Source organism: Nocardioides gansuensis (assembly GCF_003076135.1).
Classification (GTDB): domain Bacteria; phylum Actinomycetota; class Actinomycetes; order Propionibacteriales; family Nocardioidaceae; genus Nocardioides; species Nocardioides gansuensis.
In genome coordinates, this window is the sequence record NZ_QDGZ01000003.1 from 287,507 (window position 1) to 302,671 (window position 15,165).

The following is a 15,165-nucleotide window of genomic DNA, read 5'->3' on the forward strand; positions in this document are numbered from 1 at the left end:
CCCGCAGGCTAATGGGGGGCAAGGAACGGCGCGTTGGTGGCGCGCAGCGCGTCGACCAGCACCAGGATCAGGTCGGGCCGCACCTGCGGCGGCTCGGGTGCGAGCGAGAGCTGGAGGTAGAGCGCGCGCAGGAACGCCTGGGGGTTGGCGGTCGCGGCGTAGGGGTCGCCGGCGCCGCCGAGCCGGTGGGGGCTCGCCCCTGCGGCGATTCGGGCGATCCAGGGCTCGAGCACCTTGAGACCCACGACGTTGCGGCGCAGCACCGCCATCGTGGCCGCCGCGATCCGGTCGGGCTCGCCGGAGGTGAGGACCGGCGTGCCCGGCCGCAGCAGCCGGTCGGCGATCACGTCGAGGACCACGGTCAGCTCGTTGCCGGCCAGGTGCGGAGACTGCGCGAGCGTGCCGACTGCGTCGGCGCCGTGGGCCACCGCGTGCGCCCAGCCCTTCGCGGGCACGTAGCCGCGGCAGTCGCGCTCGCGGACGAACCACGACGCGAGCCGGTCGCCCCACTCGAGGACCTTGCCGCCGGGGACGCGGTGCTGGTCGGTGGTGCGGGCGATGACCTCGCCGAGCACCAGCGCCGAGAAGCTGCGCCGGAACACGGTGTCGGTGCCCGACTCACCGATTCCGACGGACAGGCCGGCCGCGATGCCGTCACCCAGGCCGACGAGCAGGTCGTCGTAGACGCCGCGGGCGATCCAGGTGACCAGAGCAGGGAAGGCGATGCCGTCGCGACGGGCGGGGTCGGGGTCGCCGAGCATCGTCGTCAGCTCGGCCGTCAGGTCGTCGAGTGGCCGGTCGCCAGGGACCGCCAACCCGGTCCTCATGACCTCGTCCCAGTAGGTCATCCCCATGCGGGCAATCCTGCCAGTCGCCGCCAGCCGGGCGCACGCCGGTCCCGGACGCAGGGCCTACGCTGGGGCCGTGCCGTCCCTGCTCGAGCTCGTGAACGCCCACACCGACCTCGACAGCGATGACGTCGCCTGGCTGCAGCTGCTGATGGCCGACTGGCAGATCATCGCCGACCTGTCGTTCGCGGACCTCGTGCTGTGGCTGCCCGACAAGGAGGGCAAGGGCTTCTGGGCGGCCGGCCAGATGCGGCCGACCACGGGCCCGACGGCACTCGTCGACGACGTGCTCGGCACGTTCGTGCCCGTCGGCCGCCGCCGGATGCTCGACCAGGCCTACGAGCTGGGCCGCCTGGTGCGGGAGGGCGATCCCGAGTGGCGCGACGACGTCCCCGTGCGCGTCGAGGTCATCCCCGTACGCCGCGCCGGCAGGGTGATCGCGGTCGTGGCCCGCAACACCAACCTGCTCGGCGTACGCACTCCGAGCCGGCTCGAGCTGTCCTACCTGCAGACCGCGGCCGACCTCACGCAGATGATCGCCTCCGGCCACTTCCCGCAGCCGCGGCAGCGCAGCGACCACGCCGACTCACCGCGGGTGGGAGACGGGTTCCTGCGTCTCGACGCCGCGGGCCGCGTGGTCTACGCCAGCCCCAACGCCCAGTCCGCCTACCGGCGCCTCGGCCTCACCGGCGACCTCAGCGGGCAGGTGCTCGCCGACCTCACCCGGGACCTGGTGCCCGTGCGGCGGCGCCCCGACGAGGAGACGCTCAGCGCGGTGCTCGGCGGCCGGGCCGACCGGGAGGGCGAGTTCGGCTCCGACGAGGTGTGGATGATCGTGCGGAGCATCCCGTTGCGGCCGCACGGCGACCGGATCGGGGCCCTGGTCCTCGTGCGCGACGTGACCGAGCTGCGCCGCCGCGACCGCGAGCTGGTGACCAAGGACGCCACGATCCGCGAGATCCACCACCGGGTGAAGAACAACCTGCAGACGGTCGCCGCCCTGCTGCGCCTCCAGGCCCGCCGCATCGGCGAGCCCGCGGCCCGGTCGGCTCTGGAGGAGGCGGTGCGACGGGTCGGCTCGATCGCGATCGTGCACGAGACACTCAGCCACGCGGTCGAGGAGAGCGTCGACTTCGACGAGATCGTCGACCGCCTCTCCCGCATGGTGACCGAGGTCAGCGTGGCGGGGGAGCGGGTGCGGGTGCTGCGCGAGGGCAGCTTCGGCGTGCTGCCCTCCGAGATCGCCACACCCCTGGCGATGGTGGTGACCGAGGTGCTGCAGAACGCCGTGGAGCATGGCTACTCCGACCTCGCCGACGACGCGAAGGGACGCGTCGTCGTCACGGCACGGCGACTGGTCGGCCGGCTGCACGTGATCATCGCGGACGACGGGCACGGCCTTCCGGCCGGCTTCGACCTCGACGGGTCGACCAACCTGGGCCTGTCCATCGTGCGCACGCTCGTGGAGTCCGAGCTCGGCGGCATCCTGGAGATCGGCGACGCCGTGCCGGGTCCCGGCGCGCGCGTCCAGGTGGACCTCCCGCTCGACTGACCCTCCGCCGGGTGCCTCAGGCCGTGCGGATGCGCGCCCGCGCGTTGCGACGCTTGAGCGCGCGGCGCTCGTCCTCGCTCAGCCCACCCCAGACGCCGTGGTCCTGTCCAGCCTCCAGCGCCCACGCGAGACACTGCTCGCGCACCTCGCAGCGACGGCACACCTGCTTGGCCTCCTCGATCTGGAGGATGGCCGGACCGGTGTTGCCGATCGGGAAGAACAGCTCCGGGTCCTCGTCGAGGCAAGCAGAGCGGCTGCGCCAATCCATGGCAGGGGGTTCCTACTTTCACGTTGAAGCGGGGGGTACGAGCGCACGGGATCTCCCACACGTCCGTATTTCGGGCACGGGTCTATTGCACGCGTTCACGAGCGCACCCCCAGACTGGCAACAGATGCTCTCACACACAAGCCCTGAGCCGGTCGCGTCGCTCACAGGCTGGCGCGGCGTCTAGGGTGTGGCGCGTGATCGGCCCCCGCCAGCTCGACGTACCTCCGCCTCTCGTGACCGCGGCGTCGCTCGTCGCGGTGGAGGCGCTGCTGGTGGTCCTGTTCGCGGTGGCCGAGCTCGCGAACGTGTCGAGCCAGCGCCTCACGATGGGCCTGACCACGTCGCTGTTCTTCGCGGCGTACGGCGCGGGGCTGGGGTTGTGTGCCTGGGCGCTCACGCGCCGCCGGGCGTGGGCTCGCGGGCCGGTGCTGCTCGCCCAGCTGATCTGGCTCGGCCTGGCCTGGAACTTCCGCGGCGGCGACACCCTGCTCGTCGCGATCGGCCTGGCGGTGGTCGCCGTCGTGGTCATCGCCGGCCTGCTCCACCCCGCCAGCATGGAGGCGCTGGACTCCGACCGGGACGCCTGAGCGCACCGCGGCTGAGGTCGCTCAGTCGGCCTCGAGCGACTGGCGCAGCTGGGCGAGCGTGCGGGTGAGCAGCCGCGAGACGTGCATCTGCGAGACCCCGATCTCCTCCGCGATCTGCGACTGGGTCATGTTGCGGAAGAAGCGGAGCAGCAGGATGCGCTTCTCGCGCTCGCCCAGCCCCTCGAGCAACGGCTTGACCGACTCGCGGATCTCGACGTGCTCGAGGCCCGCGTCGTCGATGCCCAGCGAGTCGAGCATGCTCGGCGGCCCGTCGCCCGAGTCGTCGGAGGCGTCGAGGGACAGGGTGCTGTAGGCGTTGGCCGACTCGATGCCCTCGACGATCTCCTCGACCGTGCAGCCGATCGCCTCGGCCAGCTCGCGGGGTGTGGGAGAGCGGCCGAGCTTGTGGGAGAGCTCGGCGGCCGTGGAGCCGATCTGCATGCGCAGCTCCTGGAGCCGCCGAGGCACGCGGATGGCCCAGCCCTTGTCGCGGAAGTAGCGCTTGATCTCGCCGATGATCGTGGGCGTCGCATAGGTGGAGAACTCCACGCCCCGGTCGGTCTCGAAGCGGTCGATCGCCTTGATCAGGCCGATCGTGCCCACCTGGACGAGGTCCTCATGCGGCTCCCCACGGTTGCGGAACCGGCGCGCGCAGTGCTCCACCAGCGGCAGGTGGAGGTGCACCAGCTCGTCGCGCGCCACGGAGCGCTCCGCGTCCGTCCCGTCACCGAGCAGCTGCTGGAAGAGCGCCGCGCTGCGTCGCCGGGTGACCTCGAGCGTCGTCTGCGGCAGCTCGTCCTCGATCCCTTCGTCCACGGCCGGCACCCTGGCCCCCATCGTGACGTCCCCCGAGTCGTCCATGGCCATCCTCAGAGCCCGGCGCCTGCCTCGGTGGGGGCGACCTGTGAGCTCATCGAGAAGCGCACCCGGAAAACCCCACCGGCCGACGAGGCCTCGGCGTCCGTGGCGAGCGTGTCGAGGACCTGCCACGCGAAGCTGTCGTAGTCGGGCGCCGGGTCGTCGATCGCCTGCGTCTCGATCTGGACCTGCATCCGGCCGGGGGAGAGGAAGAACCTGCTGACCAGGTCGGCGCCGGGGTCGGCCTCGGCGAGGACGAGGGCACTGGCCTCGGCGATCGCGATGCGCAGGTCCTCGATGTCGTCGATGGTGAAGTCCAGCCGGGCCGCCAGGCCGGCCGTCGTGGTGCGGAGCACCGAGGCGAAGGCGCCGTCGGCGGGGAGGCGCAGCTCGACGTCTGCGCGCGCCTCGGTGGGGTCGTCGCTGGTGGCCATCTCAGGTCGCGTCCCGTCCTGTGGGTGGAGTGGGGAGGTGCGGACACACTAACCGGGGCCGGCCAGCCCGTGGTCGCGCGTCGGCGGCTTGTTCTGTCGCGGCCGGGTTACCGGCGGCGCGGGCCGGCCGCCACGTGTGCCAGGGCGTCGGGCGCGGTCCCTCCGACCACACGCGTCACCAAGGCGTCGATGACTCGCTGGCGGCTTTGCTCGATCTGGTCGACCACGATGCGCCGGGCCTTCTCGACGTCACCGGCGAGCATGGCGTCGTAGAGCTCGTGGTGCTCGTGCATCTGCTCGATGCTGCTGTCGCGTGCGTCGAGGCTGAGGAAGAAGAGCCGCTGCATCTCTTCGAGGAGGTTGCCCAGCATGTGGGCCAGACGCTGGTTGCCCGTGCTTTCCGCGATCCGTACGTGCAGATTGCGGTTGTCGACGAGGAATCGTTCGTAGCTCTCCTGATCGCCGTGCACGTAGTGAGCGTGTGCAAGGTCGTGCAGGGCGGTGATGGCTTCTCGAGGTGCGCGTCGGGTGGCGAACTCGACGGCGGCCGGCTCCAGCAGCAGCCGGAGCTCGAACACGTCGTGAACGCTGGCCAGAGTGATCGGGGAGACCCGGTAGCCCTGTCTCGGCCGGACCTCTACGAACCCCTCCTGCACCAGCCGTCGCAGCGCTTCCCGGACGGGCGTCCGGCCGAACCCAGCGCTCTCGGCCAGGGCGGCCTCGCGCAGCTCTTCTCCAGGACTCAGGTCGCAGAGCAGGATCCGGCGCTTGAGGTAGTCGTATGCCTCATCGGTGCCGCTGCGGGTGGCACGCGGCTCGGTGGGACTTGTGGCGGCTCGGCTCAAGACGGTCCTCGGGTTTGGCTTGACTTACGTGGGGGGAAGCGTAATACGGTTCGTGATACATCACAACCAACCTCACGTGACGGTCCACGGTCGATCTTCCGAGAACGGCCCGCCGCCCGAGTCGAGCAGAGAAGGACAGGGAACACCCATGCCGCACCCCCACCCGCACAGTGAGGAGCACCTGGCCCACCCTCACCACGAGGGCCACGGTCACGAGGGCCACGGTCACGAGGGCCACGGGCACGGTCATGGTCACGGGCATGACCACGGTCATGACCACGGGGATCACGACCACGGCTCAGGCTTGTGGGCCAAGGTCAAGCACATCGTGGTGCCGCACTCACACGACTCGAACGAGGCGATCCAGTCGGCCGAGGAGTCCAGCAGCGAGGGCATCCGAGCGGCGTGGATCGGCCTGGCCGGGATGGGCGCCACGGCCGTGCTGCAGATGTTCATCGTCGCGATCTCGGGGTCGATCGCCTTGCTCGCCGACACCCTGCACAACGTGGGTCACGCCGCCACCACGATCCCGCTGATCATCGCCTTCCGGATCGGACAGCGCGCCGCGAGCAAGCGGTACAGCTACGGCTACCGCCGCGCCGAGGACCTGGTCGGACTCTTCATCTCGCTGATCATCGCCCTCTCGGCGGGATTGATCATCTGGGAGTCGGTCGACGCCCTGGTGAACCCGCGTGAGCTGACCAACCTGTGGTGGGTCTTCGCCGCCGGCCTGGTCGGTGCCGCCGGCAACGAGCTGGTCGCCGTCTACCGGATCCGCGCCGGCAAGCGCATCGGGTCGGCAGCCCTGATCGCCGAGGGCCAGCACGCCCGCGCCGACGGGTTCACCTCGATCGCGGTGGTCATCGGAGTGATCGGTGTATGGCTCGGCTTCCCGCAGGCCGACGCCATCATCGGGTTCTTCATCGCCGCCGCCATCCTGTGGATCCTCGTCAGCTCGCTGCGGACCACCACCCGCCGGCTCATGGACGGCGTCGACGACGGCGTCATCGACCAGCTGACCGAGGTCATCGGCTCGGTCCCCGGCGTCGTGAGCGTGGGCCGGGTCCGGGCCCGCTGGAGCGGTCACCGCATGGAGGCCGACGCCAACATCGGCGTGGACGCGGGCCTGACCGTTCTGGAGAGCCATGCCCTCGCCGAGGAGATCGAGCACAAGGTGCTGCACTCCGTCGCCCACGTCGAGAACGTCGTCGTCCACGTCAACCCGGTCGTCGACGGAGTCGAGCCCGCCGAGCTGCACGAGCTGACGCACCACCACACCAGCGCCCAGGCCCGCCAGGAATACCTCGCGCGCCAGGGCAAGGTCTCCTCATAACCCCGGGGGTTTGGACGCCGGCAGGCCAGGGGCGGAAGCACACCAACCACACCAAACAAGAAGAAGGAGCGGAATGATCGAGTTCCGGCCCAGGTACATCACCTTCGACTGCTACGGCACCCTGACCGCGTTCGGGATGTCGAGCCTGACCCGGAAGCTGCTGGCCGACCGGGTGCCGGAGGAGCGGATGGAGGACTTCCTGGATGACTTCGAGGCCTATCGCATCGACGAGGTCCTGGGGGCCTACAAGCCCTACCACCAGGTGATCAACGACGCGCTGGCCCGAGCCGCCAAGCTGTGGGGCATCGAGCACCGCGACGCCGACGGGCGAGCCATCTACGAGGCCGTCCCGACCTGGGGACCGCACCCCGACGTACCCGAGCCGCTGGGCGTGCTCGCCGAGCACTACCCACTGGTGATCCTGTCCAACGCCGCCGACGAGCAGATCCAGAGCAACGTCGACAAGCTCGGCGCGCCCTTCCACTCGGTCTTCACCGCGGAGCAGGCTCAGGCGTACAAGCCCCGGCTGCAGGCGTTCGAGTACATGCTCGACCAGCTCGGCTGCGGCCCGGGAGACATCCTGCACGTCTCCTCCAGCCTGCGCTACGACCTGATGCCCGCCCACGACCTTCGGATCACCAACAAGGTCTACGTCAACCGCGGCTACGAACCCAGCACGCCCTACTACGGCTACCACGAGGTCAACGACATCGCCGGCCTCGCCGCCCTGCTCGGCGCCTGAAGCCCCGACTCGGGCGAGGGACTCCAGATCCCTCGCCCGAGCCGGTCAATCCCCAACCCGCGGCCCTGGCCGCAACTCAGAAGGGAAGCACATGAATCGCAAGCGCCGCGACATCTTCGTCTTCGTCGCCAAGCCCGGCCACGGAGACGAAGCCAAGAAGTACCTGGGCGAGTGGCTCCGATCCCTCGACGGTCACCCCGGCTACCTCGGCGGCTCGGTGCTCGAGGAAGTGGCCGGCGAACTGCTCCCTGACACCCTGGCTCTGCTCATGGAGTTCGAGTCCACCCACGCGGCCCGCGCCTTCTGGCCGACGATCGCGGACACCGTGAACCCGCTCGACCCCGACGACAAGACCCAGGGGAAGCTGCCCGATCAGGGCGCCGCGTTCTTCGACGGCACCAAGGACGCGGTCGCCGCTGGCGGCGAGCTCCCGCTCCAGTTCACCCGAGGCGATGCCCTCTTCGCGCGGATGCTCCACATCCACGCGGCCGTCGTCGAGGAAGTCACCGCCTCCGCCTAACTGAGGTGACACCGCGCAAGCGTCGTCTCGATGGACGCGCGGCGAGCACAAGGAGGGGCCCGGGTAACCGGGCCCCTCCTGGTGTCCCGTGGACTTCTCTGCGGGCCGGCGCGAACCGGACACGGCCGCGCTCGACGCGCGAGGGCAGGACCGACCTTGTGCTCCGGATCCGTCGTTCGGAGCGTTCGCACCCTCCGCATAGGGTCAGTGTCGCGGCGGCGAAGAAGGCGATGGCGTGGGGACGGCCATCGCGTGGCGCATCGACGCCGACCGCCTCGATCGTGGTTGCGTAGACAGCGACGGCGATTGCGCCGCCGACATGGGTGCTGGTCTTGATGAGGAGTACCCCCACCGCAGCGTCAGGGCCTGATCGTCCCCACTGCGTCTCAGGCTGTCCCGGGACTCCCACCGATTTGACGTGGCAGACGCCGCCTCGGTCCGCTTGCAGAATCTCCGCGGACCGAGGCGGCGTCTGAGGGTTAGACGTGCACGTCAGAAGCCTGCAGAAGACCTCAGGCCTTCTTGGTCTCCCAGAAGATCTCGGCGATCTCGTCGATCTTCGCGAGCAGCTGGTCGGCGACCTCTGCATCCAGCGTGCCCTTGGTGCCCGTGGCACCCGCGAGCTTGGTGGCCTCGTTGAAGAGCGTGTGCAGCTCCGGGTACTTCTCGAAGTGCGGGGCCTTGAAGTAGTCGGTCCACAGCACCCACAGGTGGTGCTTCACGAGCTCCGAGCGCTGCTCCTTGATGAGCACGGCGCGGGTGCGGAAGTCAGGGTCGTCGTTGTCGGCGACCTTGGCGATGATGGCCTTGATCGACTCGGCCTCGATGCGCGCCTGGGCCGGGTCGTACACGCCGCAGGGAAGGTCGCAGTGGGCCGAGGCCTCGACAGTGGTGGCGAAGAGACGGGAGAACATCGTGTTCCTCTCGTGGGAGTCGGGGTCCGTGCGCCTGCGACACTACTCCGCGTGCACCCCGGTCCACTCACGGGTCCGGCCCACCCAGACGGGCTCCTCGGCATCGCCGTGGTGCGTGGCCGGTCGATGCTCCCGACGCTGCGCGAGGGGGACCGGGTGCTGGTCCGGTACGGCGCCCGGCCGGGGCCTGGCCGCCTCGTGCTCGCCCGCCTCGCCGACGGGACGACAGCCGTCAAGCGGGTCGAGGGGCCCCGTCCCCTCCGGACCGGGGCCACGGGGTGGTGGCTGCTCAGCGACAACCCCGCGGAGGGCGTCGACTCCCGGCACCGCGGTCCGGTGCCCGACGACGCCGTCCTGGGCGTCGTACTGCTCCGGCTGTGGCCGCGCCCGCGGCGGGTATGACCGCCGAGTGGGCTGGGCCACACTGGCGGCGCACGGACGTGGACAGGGCCGGGTCGCCGGTCCCACTGTGAAAGACTCGCGACCATGGACAACGTGGCCGCGACGACTGCCGCCGCAGCACACCCGCACGCCGGAGACCCTGTCTTCGACCTACACGTCGGCGGCAAGATGGAGATCCTCTCGACCGTGGCCCTGAACGGCCCCGACGAGCTCTCCCTCGCCTACACGCCGGGCGTCGCCCGCGTGTGTGAAGCGATCGCGGCCGACCCCGCGATGACCCAGCACTACACCTGGGTGCCCAACACCGTCGCCGTCGTCAGCGACGGCACGGCAGTGCTCGGCCTCGGCGACATCGGTCCCGCGGCCGCGATGCCCGTGATGGAGGGCAAGGCGGTGCTGTTCAAGCAGTTCGGCGGCGTGGACGCCGTGCCGATCTGCCTCGACACCACCGACACCGACGAGATCATCGAGACGGTCGTCCGCCTGGCGCCGAGCTTCGGTGGCATCAACCTCGAGGACATCTCGGCCCCCCGGTGCTTCGAGATCGAGGCGCGGCTCAAGGAGCGCCTCGACATCCCCGTCTTCCACGACGACCAGCACGGCACGGCCGTCGTCGCGCTGGCCGCGCTGAAGAACGCGCTGCGCCTGACCGGCCGCTCGCCCGAGGACGCGCGCGTCGTGATCTCCGGCGCGGGAGCCGCGGGCGTCGCGGTCGCCCGCATCCTCCTCGAGGCCGGCGTCAAGGACCTCGTGGTCACCGACCGCAAGGGGATCCTCAACTCCGAGCGCGGCGACCTCACCCCGGTCAAGCACGCGCTCGCCGTCGACACCGCCGACCACTTCGGCCGCCGCGGCTCGCTGGCGGACGCCCTGGATGGCGCCGACGTCTACATCGGCGTCTCCGGCGGCACGGTGCCCGAGGAGGTCGTCGCCACGATGGCCGATGACGCGATCATCTTCGGCCTGGCCAACCCCACCCCCGAGGTGCACCCCGACGTGGCCCACCGCCACGCGCGGGTCGTGGCGACGGGCCGCAGCGACTTCCCCAACCAGATCAACAACGTGCTGGCCTTCCCGGGGATCTTCCGCGGTGCCTTCGACGCCCACGCCACGGCGATCACCGAGGGCATGAAGCTCGCCGCCGCCGACGCGCTCGCCGACCTGGTGGGCGGAGACCTGAGCGAGGACCAGGTCATCCCGTCACCGTTCGACCCCCGCGTCCCGGGAGCGGTCCGTACGGCGGTCGCCGCCGCCGCGCGCCGGGACGGTGTCGCCCGGCGCTGACCCCGGGCAGGACAGGCGTCGCGACGCCGGCCCCCGGGAGGGCGAGCCGGGCAAGTAGCAGGGCGGTGCCTGCCACCCCGTTGAGCAGCCCCAGGTCGCCGTCAGCGCCACGCACTCCTGAGGGCCAGGCACCCGGATCCGTGCCTGCAGCGTCGAGGAAGACGGTGGCAGCCTCGACGGCGAGGTCCCGATGCCGCGGTTCGTCGAGCACGTCCGCGGCCAGGTCGAGCAGCCCCACTGGTCCGCCGAGGCCGTGGCAGATCGTCAGTCCGGCGCCCAGGGCCGCGGCATCGTGCTCGCGGACGTCGGCCACGAAGCCCGCCACCTCGGCACCGCACGACTGGACTGCCACCTCGAGGTCCGAGCGGACCAGCTCCTGCGGCCACGGGGTGGTCAGCCCCTGCGCGGCGAGCTGGAGGAGTCGCGCACGCACCGCGCCGGCACCGGCCGAACCGTGGCACCAGCGCGCCGGCCACGTGGTCTCGCCCGCACGGAGGTCCGGCCAGCCTCCGCGGGCCGGGTCCAGCCACGTCGACTCCCACGCGAGCCCCTCGTCCGCGAGGGCGAGGGCCTCCGCTGACAGCTCGGGCCACCGGGCGGCCGCCTCAGCGAGCGCCCACACGATGCCGCTGGCGCCGTGGGCCAGCCCGCACAGGGGGCGTGCCTCGTCGCCGTCGGCCTCCGGGTCGGGCCAGGAGCGGCCCCAGAGCTCCTCGCGCGAGCGCTGACGCAGCTCACGGACGAGCCCGAGTGGCGCGGGTCCGCCTCCCGTGCGGGTCCGGGCCAGCAGGGCGCCGGCCACACCTCCGGTCAGGTCGGTGGCGGCCACGGACCTGACGTCGTCGACCACCGCCGGCCCGACCATGTGCTGCAAGCTCTCCGGTAGGTCCGCGACCAGCGCCAGCACGCCGGGCCGACCCGACAGCCAGCCTCCGGCGGGCAGCCGCCGACCCAGCGCCGAGCGCGCGCCCAGGGCCGCGACCGCAGCGGCCTCGTCCCGCTCGGTGGCCGATCCCAGGTGCCCCAGCGCCCACGCGATGCCGGCGTCCCCGTCGTAGGCGAGGCTGCGACCGCCGCGGCACCGTGCCGCCGTACCGTCCTCGGCGACCTCCCACGTGGGCCAGGTCAGCTGGTCGCCGGCGACCACGGTCGAGTCCAGGAGCAGGTCCACGCACCTGTGGGCGGCTTCCAGCAGGACGGCGCGCGGCGAGCCGGGCTCCGGCATGGCCGCGGTCATCGGAGGGCCTCCGCCAACGGTCCGCGCAGGTGCGGAGCGGACGGGTCGAGACCGGCGGAGCGGAACACGCGTCCGGCGGCGTCGGCGAGCGTCTGCTCGGCCGACCGCTTCCGCCAGGCCCGGGCGACGAGGCGGGCGATGACCTCGCCGAAGCTGTCGCCGGTGCCCGGATCCTCGGCCCAGGCGATCCCGGGAGCGAGCGGCCGGGTGCACGGTGGCGTCGCCGCGCGGACCAGGTGCCGGCAGGCCGACACGATCCGGGGTGCGGTCTCGGCGATCGCCTCGTCGGGGAGGTAGAGGACGGCCCCGTCGGCGCGGGCGAGCGTGGCCGGGTCGGCCCCCACCTTGAGCGACCAGGCGTGCTCGCAGCCGGCGAGCACGCCGGTGACGGCGGCGACCAGATGGGCGAGCCGGTGCAGGGAGGGAGCCAGGTAGATGCGGGACAACTCGGGCGGCGAGTCGGCGGGGCGCCAGTCGTCGCTCCACGTGCGCCACCACCCGTCGTACGCGTAACCGCCGCGCCGCCGGGTGACCAGCACCCGGCTCCCGGCTCTGGGTGCCAGGCCCGCGCCGGGGCCCTCGGTCAGGTAGTCGCCGCGCGCAGCGGCCCGTCGTGATCCCGCCGCCTGGACGACGGCGACCCCGGCCACGCCGTTGCCGACGACGGGCCACGGGCCGGACCAGCTGCGGGCGCCCACGTGCGCGGTGCGCAGCACGGAGTCGAGCGGAGCGCTCCAGGCCGGCAGCTGCTCGGAGGGCTCCTGGGGAGCGGCGTACCAGCCCTGGTAGAGGACCTCCGGCATGGATGCGTCGTCGGCGACCGACAGCGCCACGGCGGCGGCACGGTCGAGGTGACGGAGGTCGACCTGCGACCAGCCGCCCGTCCACGCCGCGGTCACGAGCGCACTCCCTCGGCGAGGGCGTGAACGCGCTCCAGCTGCTCCTCGAGGCGGCCGCGGTAGTGCTCGTCTCCGGGCGCGGCGCACTGCCAGGCCGTGACGAGGGCGCGGACGCACTGCCAGGCAGGTCCCGGGTCCGGCTCTGGCCCACCGGCGCGGGCGTATGCGGTGCGAAAGGTCGGGACGAGGTCCGGGCGGACCTGGTCGAGCGCGGCGACCGCGCTGACGACGTCCCAGGCGGGGTGACCGAGACCGCCCGACTCCAGGTCCACGAACGTCACCGTCGGCGCGGGCCACGCGCCCAGGTCGACGACCACGTTGTGCACGGACACGTCGCCGTGGATCCAGCGCCGCTGCCGCCCCCACTGGCCGCGCAGCGGCGCCAGCAACGCGCGGACGGGCGGCTCGTAGGTGGCGTCGAGCACCAGCTCGAGGCCCGCGTGCGGCGTGTCGGTCTCCATCGACGGCAGCAGGTCGTCGAGCAGGGGCCAGGGCGCTCGCGCTGCCGGCACATCGCCCTGGACGGGGAGGAGGTGCAGTGCGGCAAGCCGGCGCCCGAAGACAGCGACTGCCGCACTGCACCCCGCGTCGGGCGCGCCACCGAGCTGGAACAGCTCGACCCCCGTGGCGACCCGGGTCCACACCGCCTCCGGACCCCCACAGTGCAGCGGAGGCGGAGTGAACCGTTCCTGGGACAGCAGCGACAGCAGCCGCCGCTCGACGGCGACGGTGTCGTCGCCGTCGAGCAGGCTGGCGGGCCCGGGCTGCTTGACGTAGGCCACCGGGACGTCCTCGCGGGCGACCCGGTGGACGGAGTTGCTCCGGGGCATCGGAGCGACCGTCGCCATGCCTGCCACGGCGTCGTCTGCGCTGACCAGCCCGCAGCGCACCGCCTCGACGAGGATCCCCGGAGTGCCGGTCATGTCAGTGCTCTCCGTTCCGGTCGGGCGTCTGCTCGTCGGAGCCGTTCTCGTCGAGGGCGGCGACCTCCTCCAGGGCGGCCAGGTAGCCCGCCCAGTAGGGGGCTTCCACGTCGACGCCCTGCTCGCCGTACCCGTGGCCGGCACCGATCCGGTCGATCGGGTCGCGCCAGTCGGGCGGCCTGTCGCAGACCATCCGGCTGGGCACTGGTGGGCACACGGTCCTGGAGACGTGGCAGGACAGCGGCCGGGTCGGCAGCGCGAAGTCGCAGATCACGATCCGCGAGATCACCTGGTCGCAGATCGGCGTCCGGGTCGGCCGGCACAGCGACGGCTTGGTGACGTGGCAGAGGCTGATCCTGCTGTCGAGGCAGCTGAGGATCGGCTTGGTCGGCACGGTCACCGGGGAGACGATGAGGTCGACGCCGAGCTCGTCCAGCGCGGAGTGGATCGGGTTCGCGAAGGTGGCACTGCCGTCCGTGGCACCGGCGAAGAGCAGCCCGATGACGTTGCGGTTGGCGTCCAGGATCACCGAGCCGGAGTCGCCGCGGTCGGAGAAGCGGGCGTTGCGGCTCGTGTCCGGAGTGATGCGGATCTGGTGGCGGAAGGTGCGGACCCCGACGTCGCTCCCGTAGTTGATGCTCACCGTCAGGTCGGTCGAGGCCACGGTGCCGAACGTGTGCTCGGTGGTGCGCCCGCGCTTCTGCACGGTCATCCCGACGGTCGCGGCCGTGTGGCCGGCGACCTGGCCGACGGTGTGCACGGACGCGGTCCAGGCCCGGCCCGCGTCGACCGAGATGACCGCACCGTCCACGCGCTCCGAGAGCGTCGCCCGGGTCAGGCTGCCGAACTGGCCGGCCGGGGACCCGCCGTCGACCAGCGACTGCTGGACCTGCCGGTCGCCCACGCTCCAGGTGTTGTTGACACAGGCCACGTGGAAGTTGGTCAGGGCCATGGTCTGCCCGCTGGCGCGGTCACGCACCATCGCGCCGAGGGAGCCCACGAACACGTAGTTCCCGGGCGCCGGGGCGTCCGGCGGGGAGAGGAAGACGCTGCGCAGGGGGCCGATGGAGATGCCGCCCTGCAGGGTGGGGTACGCCGCGGGGTCGACGTACGGCGCGAAGTCCTCGTCGACCAGACGCTGCGCGGACAGCATCTGCAGCTCGATCTCGATCTCCTGGACGTCGGTCTTGACGCCCTGGACCTCCGGCGGCACCCGGTCGGCCTTGGGCACCTTGCTCAACGGCTGCTTGCTGTCGACGAACACCACGATGGAGAGCTCGCCGGTCTTCTGGCCGCCCGTCTCCTTCTCGTCGATGTCGACGCCGACGACGTTCTTCTTGGCGAGGAGCTCTTCCTCGATCTGCTCCTTGACCGGCCGGATGGCGGCTCGGGTCTCTGCGTGCGGATCGGTCATCTCCGGGTTCCTTTCCCTGGTCCCCATGCGGGGCGATTGAGTGGCTGCTGGGGGTCAGGCAACGGGGAAGAGGGGTGCCCGACGAGCCCTGATACGCCCGCGACG

General features: G+C 71.7%; 17 protein-coding genes. 7 read left to right on the forward strand and 10 right to left on the reverse strand.

The genetic code is table 11. From position 1 onward, the window contains the following. Nucleotides 1-8: 8 nt before the first annotated feature. Nucleotides 9-854 carry a DUF2785 domain-containing protein gene (locus DDE18_RS08365; RefSeq protein ID WP_116571780.1) on the reverse strand — a complete coding sequence of 282 codons (846 nt, stop codon included), beginning with the start codon at nt 852-854 and terminating at the stop codon, nt 9-11. 70 nt (nt 855-924) lie between these two features. On the opposite strand from DDE18_RS08365, the gene DDE18_RS08370 reads away from it, so the two are divergent. After that, nucleotides 925-2,400, forward strand: coding sequence for a sensor histidine kinase (locus DDE18_RS08370; protein ID WP_116572007.1), 1,476 nt, complete (start codon nt 925-927; stop codon nt 2,398-2,400). Nucleotides 2,401-2,416: 16 nt separating this feature from the next. Here DDE18_RS08370 and DDE18_RS08375 read toward each other — a convergent pair whose 3' ends face one another. Next, nucleotides 2,417-2,668, reverse strand: coding sequence for a WhiB family transcriptional regulator (locus tag DDE18_RS08375; protein ID WP_056601527.1), 252 nt, complete (start codon nt 2,666-2,668; stop codon nt 2,417-2,419). 194 nt (nt 2,669-2,862) lie between these two features. Here DDE18_RS08375 and DDE18_RS08380 point away from each other — a divergent pair, with 194 nt between their 5' ends. Continuing rightward, the gene (locus DDE18_RS08380) at nt 2,863-3,255 is read left to right on the forward strand and encodes a hypothetical protein (protein ID WP_116571781.1); all 393 of its coding nucleotides are present in this window, start codon (nt 2,863-2,865) and stop codon (nt 3,253-3,255) included. Between the two features lie 21 nt (nt 3,256-3,276). On the opposite strand, the gene DDE18_RS08385 is transcribed toward DDE18_RS08380, so the two are convergent. From DDE18_RS08385 to DDE18_RS08395, 3 genes are all read right to left on the reverse strand, one after another. After that, nucleotides 3,277-4,116 carry an RNA polymerase sigma factor SigF gene (locus DDE18_RS08385; protein WP_245916516.1) on the reverse strand — a complete coding sequence of 280 codons (840 nt, stop codon included), beginning with the start codon at nt 4,114-4,116 and terminating at the stop codon, nt 3,277-3,279. A gap of 8 nt (nt 4,117-4,124) precedes the next feature. Then, a complete protein-coding gene (locus DDE18_RS08390) occupies nt 4,125-4,547 on the reverse strand; it encodes an ATP-binding protein (RefSeq protein ID WP_116571783.1) in 423 nt (140 codons plus the stop codon). Between the two features lie 107 nt (nt 4,548-4,654). Further along, nucleotides 4,655-5,392 (reverse strand): GntR family transcriptional regulator, encoded by a 738-nt coding sequence (locus tag DDE18_RS08395; protein WP_116571784.1) that lies wholly within the window; start codon nt 5,390-5,392, stop codon nt 4,655-4,657. Nucleotides 5,393-5,723: 331 nt separating this feature from the next. Between DDE18_RS08395 and DDE18_RS08400 the strand changes: the two genes are divergently transcribed. The 3 genes from DDE18_RS08400 to DDE18_RS08410 all read left to right on the forward strand — a co-directional run bounded on the left by DDE18_RS08400 (nt 5,724) and on the right by DDE18_RS08410 (nt 7,987). Beyond that, nucleotides 5,724-6,725: a cation diffusion facilitator family transporter gene (locus DDE18_RS08400; RefSeq protein WP_245916517.1), complete on the forward strand. Its 1,002-nt coding sequence runs from the start codon at nt 5,724-5,726 to the stop codon at nt 6,723-6,725. A 73-nt stretch (nt 6,726-6,798) separates the two neighbouring features. After that, nucleotides 6,799-7,467, forward strand: a complete 669-nt coding sequence (locus DDE18_RS08405) for a haloacid dehalogenase type II (RefSeq protein WP_116571786.1) — start codon at nt 6,799-6,801, stop codon at nt 7,465-7,467. Between the two features lie 91 nt (nt 7,468-7,558). Next, nucleotides 7,559-7,987, forward strand: coding sequence for a hypothetical protein (locus DDE18_RS08410; RefSeq protein ID WP_116571787.1), 429 nt, complete (start codon nt 7,559-7,561; stop codon nt 7,985-7,987). A 512-nt stretch (nt 7,988-8,499) separates the two neighbouring features. Here DDE18_RS08410 and sodN read toward each other — a convergent pair. Beyond that, the gene (sodN, locus tag DDE18_RS08415; protein WP_116571788.1) at nt 8,500-8,901 is read right to left on the reverse strand and encodes a superoxide dismutase, Ni; all 402 of its coding nucleotides are present in this window, start codon (nt 8,899-8,901) and stop codon (nt 8,500-8,502) included. Between the two features lie 51 nt (nt 8,902-8,952). Here sodN and DDE18_RS08420 point away from each other — a divergent pair, with 51 nt between their 5' ends. Together DDE18_RS08420 and DDE18_RS08425 are read left to right on the forward strand one after the other, a co-directional pair. Beyond that, nucleotides 8,953-9,303, forward strand: a complete 351-nt coding sequence (locus DDE18_RS08420) for a S24/S26 family peptidase (protein WP_245916519.1) — start codon at nt 8,953-8,955, stop codon at nt 9,301-9,303. A gap of 84 nt (nt 9,304-9,387) precedes the next feature. Continuing rightward, nucleotides 9,388-10,587 carry an NAD(P)-dependent malic enzyme gene (locus tag DDE18_RS08425; RefSeq protein ID WP_116571789.1) on the forward strand — a complete coding sequence of 400 codons (1,200 nt, stop codon included), beginning with the start codon at nt 9,388-9,390 and terminating at the stop codon, nt 10,585-10,587. Here DDE18_RS08425 and DDE18_RS08430 read toward each other — a convergent pair. From DDE18_RS08430 to DDE18_RS08445, 4 genes are read right to left on the reverse strand one after another with little or no spacing between them, the layout of a single operon-like run. Then, a complete protein-coding gene (locus tag DDE18_RS08430) occupies nt 10,496-11,824 on the reverse strand; it encodes a lanthionine synthetase LanC family protein (protein WP_116571790.1) in 1,329 nt (442 codons plus the stop codon). The two genes, DDE18_RS08425 and DDE18_RS08430, sit on opposite strands and share 92 nt — an antisense overlap. Next, the gene (locus tag DDE18_RS08435; protein ID WP_116571791.1) at nt 11,821-12,723 is read right to left on the reverse strand and encodes a T3SS effector HopA1 family protein; all 903 of its coding nucleotides are present in this window, start codon (nt 12,721-12,723) and stop codon (nt 11,821-11,823) included. Before DDE18_RS08435 ends, DDE18_RS08430 begins: the two co-directional genes overlap by 4 nt. Then, nucleotides 12,720-13,646: an aminoglycoside phosphotransferase family protein gene (locus tag DDE18_RS08440; protein ID WP_116571792.1), complete on the reverse strand. Its 927-nt coding sequence runs from the start codon at nt 13,644-13,646 to the stop codon at nt 12,720-12,722. The genes DDE18_RS08435 and DDE18_RS08440 overlap by 4 nt, the downstream gene beginning before the upstream one ends. Nucleotide 13,647: 1 nt before the next feature. Continuing rightward, nucleotides 13,648-15,060, reverse strand: a complete 1,413-nt coding sequence (locus DDE18_RS08445; protein WP_116571793.1) for a chymotrypsin family serine protease — start codon at nt 15,058-15,060, stop codon at nt 13,648-13,650. Nucleotides 15,061-15,165: the final 105 nt, after the last annotated feature.

Bases quoted from the DNA above. Each gene is read 5' to 3' on its own strand.
- DDE18_RS08410 (WP_116571787.1), top strand. From the start codon at position 7,559: ATGAATCGCAAGCGCCGCGACATCTTCGTCTTCGTCGCCAAGCCCGGC.
- DDE18_RS08425 (WP_116571789.1), top strand. From the start codon at position 9,388: ATGGACAACGTGGCCGCGACGACTGCCGCCGCAGCACACCCGCACGCC.
- DDE18_RS08440 (WP_116571792.1), bottom strand. From the start codon at position 13,646: ATGACCGGCACTCCGGGGATCCTCGTCGAGGCGGTGCGCTGCGGGCTG.
- DDE18_RS08385 (WP_245916516.1), bottom strand. From the start codon at position 4,116: ATGGACGACTCGGGGGACGTCACGATGGGGGCCAGGGTGCCGGCCGTG.
- DDE18_RS08390 (WP_116571783.1), bottom strand. From the start codon at position 4,547: ATGGCCACCAGCGACGACCCCACCGAGGCGCGCGCAGACGTCGAGCTG.
- DDE18_RS08365 (WP_116571780.1), bottom strand. From the start codon at position 854: ATGGGGATGACCTACTGGGACGAGGTCATGAGGACCGGGTTGGCGGTC.
- DDE18_RS08430 (WP_116571790.1), bottom strand. From the start codon at position 11,824: ATGACCGCGGCCATGCCGGAGCCCGGCTCGCCGCGCGCCGTCCTGCTG.
- DDE18_RS08375 (WP_056601527.1), bottom strand. From the start codon at position 2,668: ATGGATTGGCGCAGCCGCTCTGCTTGCCTCGACGAGGACCCGGAGCTG.
- DDE18_RS08405 (WP_116571786.1), top strand. From the start codon at position 6,799: ATGATCGAGTTCCGGCCCAGGTACATCACCTTCGACTGCTACGGCACC.
- sodN (WP_116571788.1), bottom strand. From the start codon at position 8,901: ATGTTCTCCCGTCTCTTCGCCACCACTGTCGAGGCCTCGGCCCACTGC.
- DDE18_RS08445 (WP_116571793.1), bottom strand. From the start codon at position 15,060: ATGACCGATCCGCACGCAGAGACCCGAGCCGCCATCCGGCCGGTCAAG.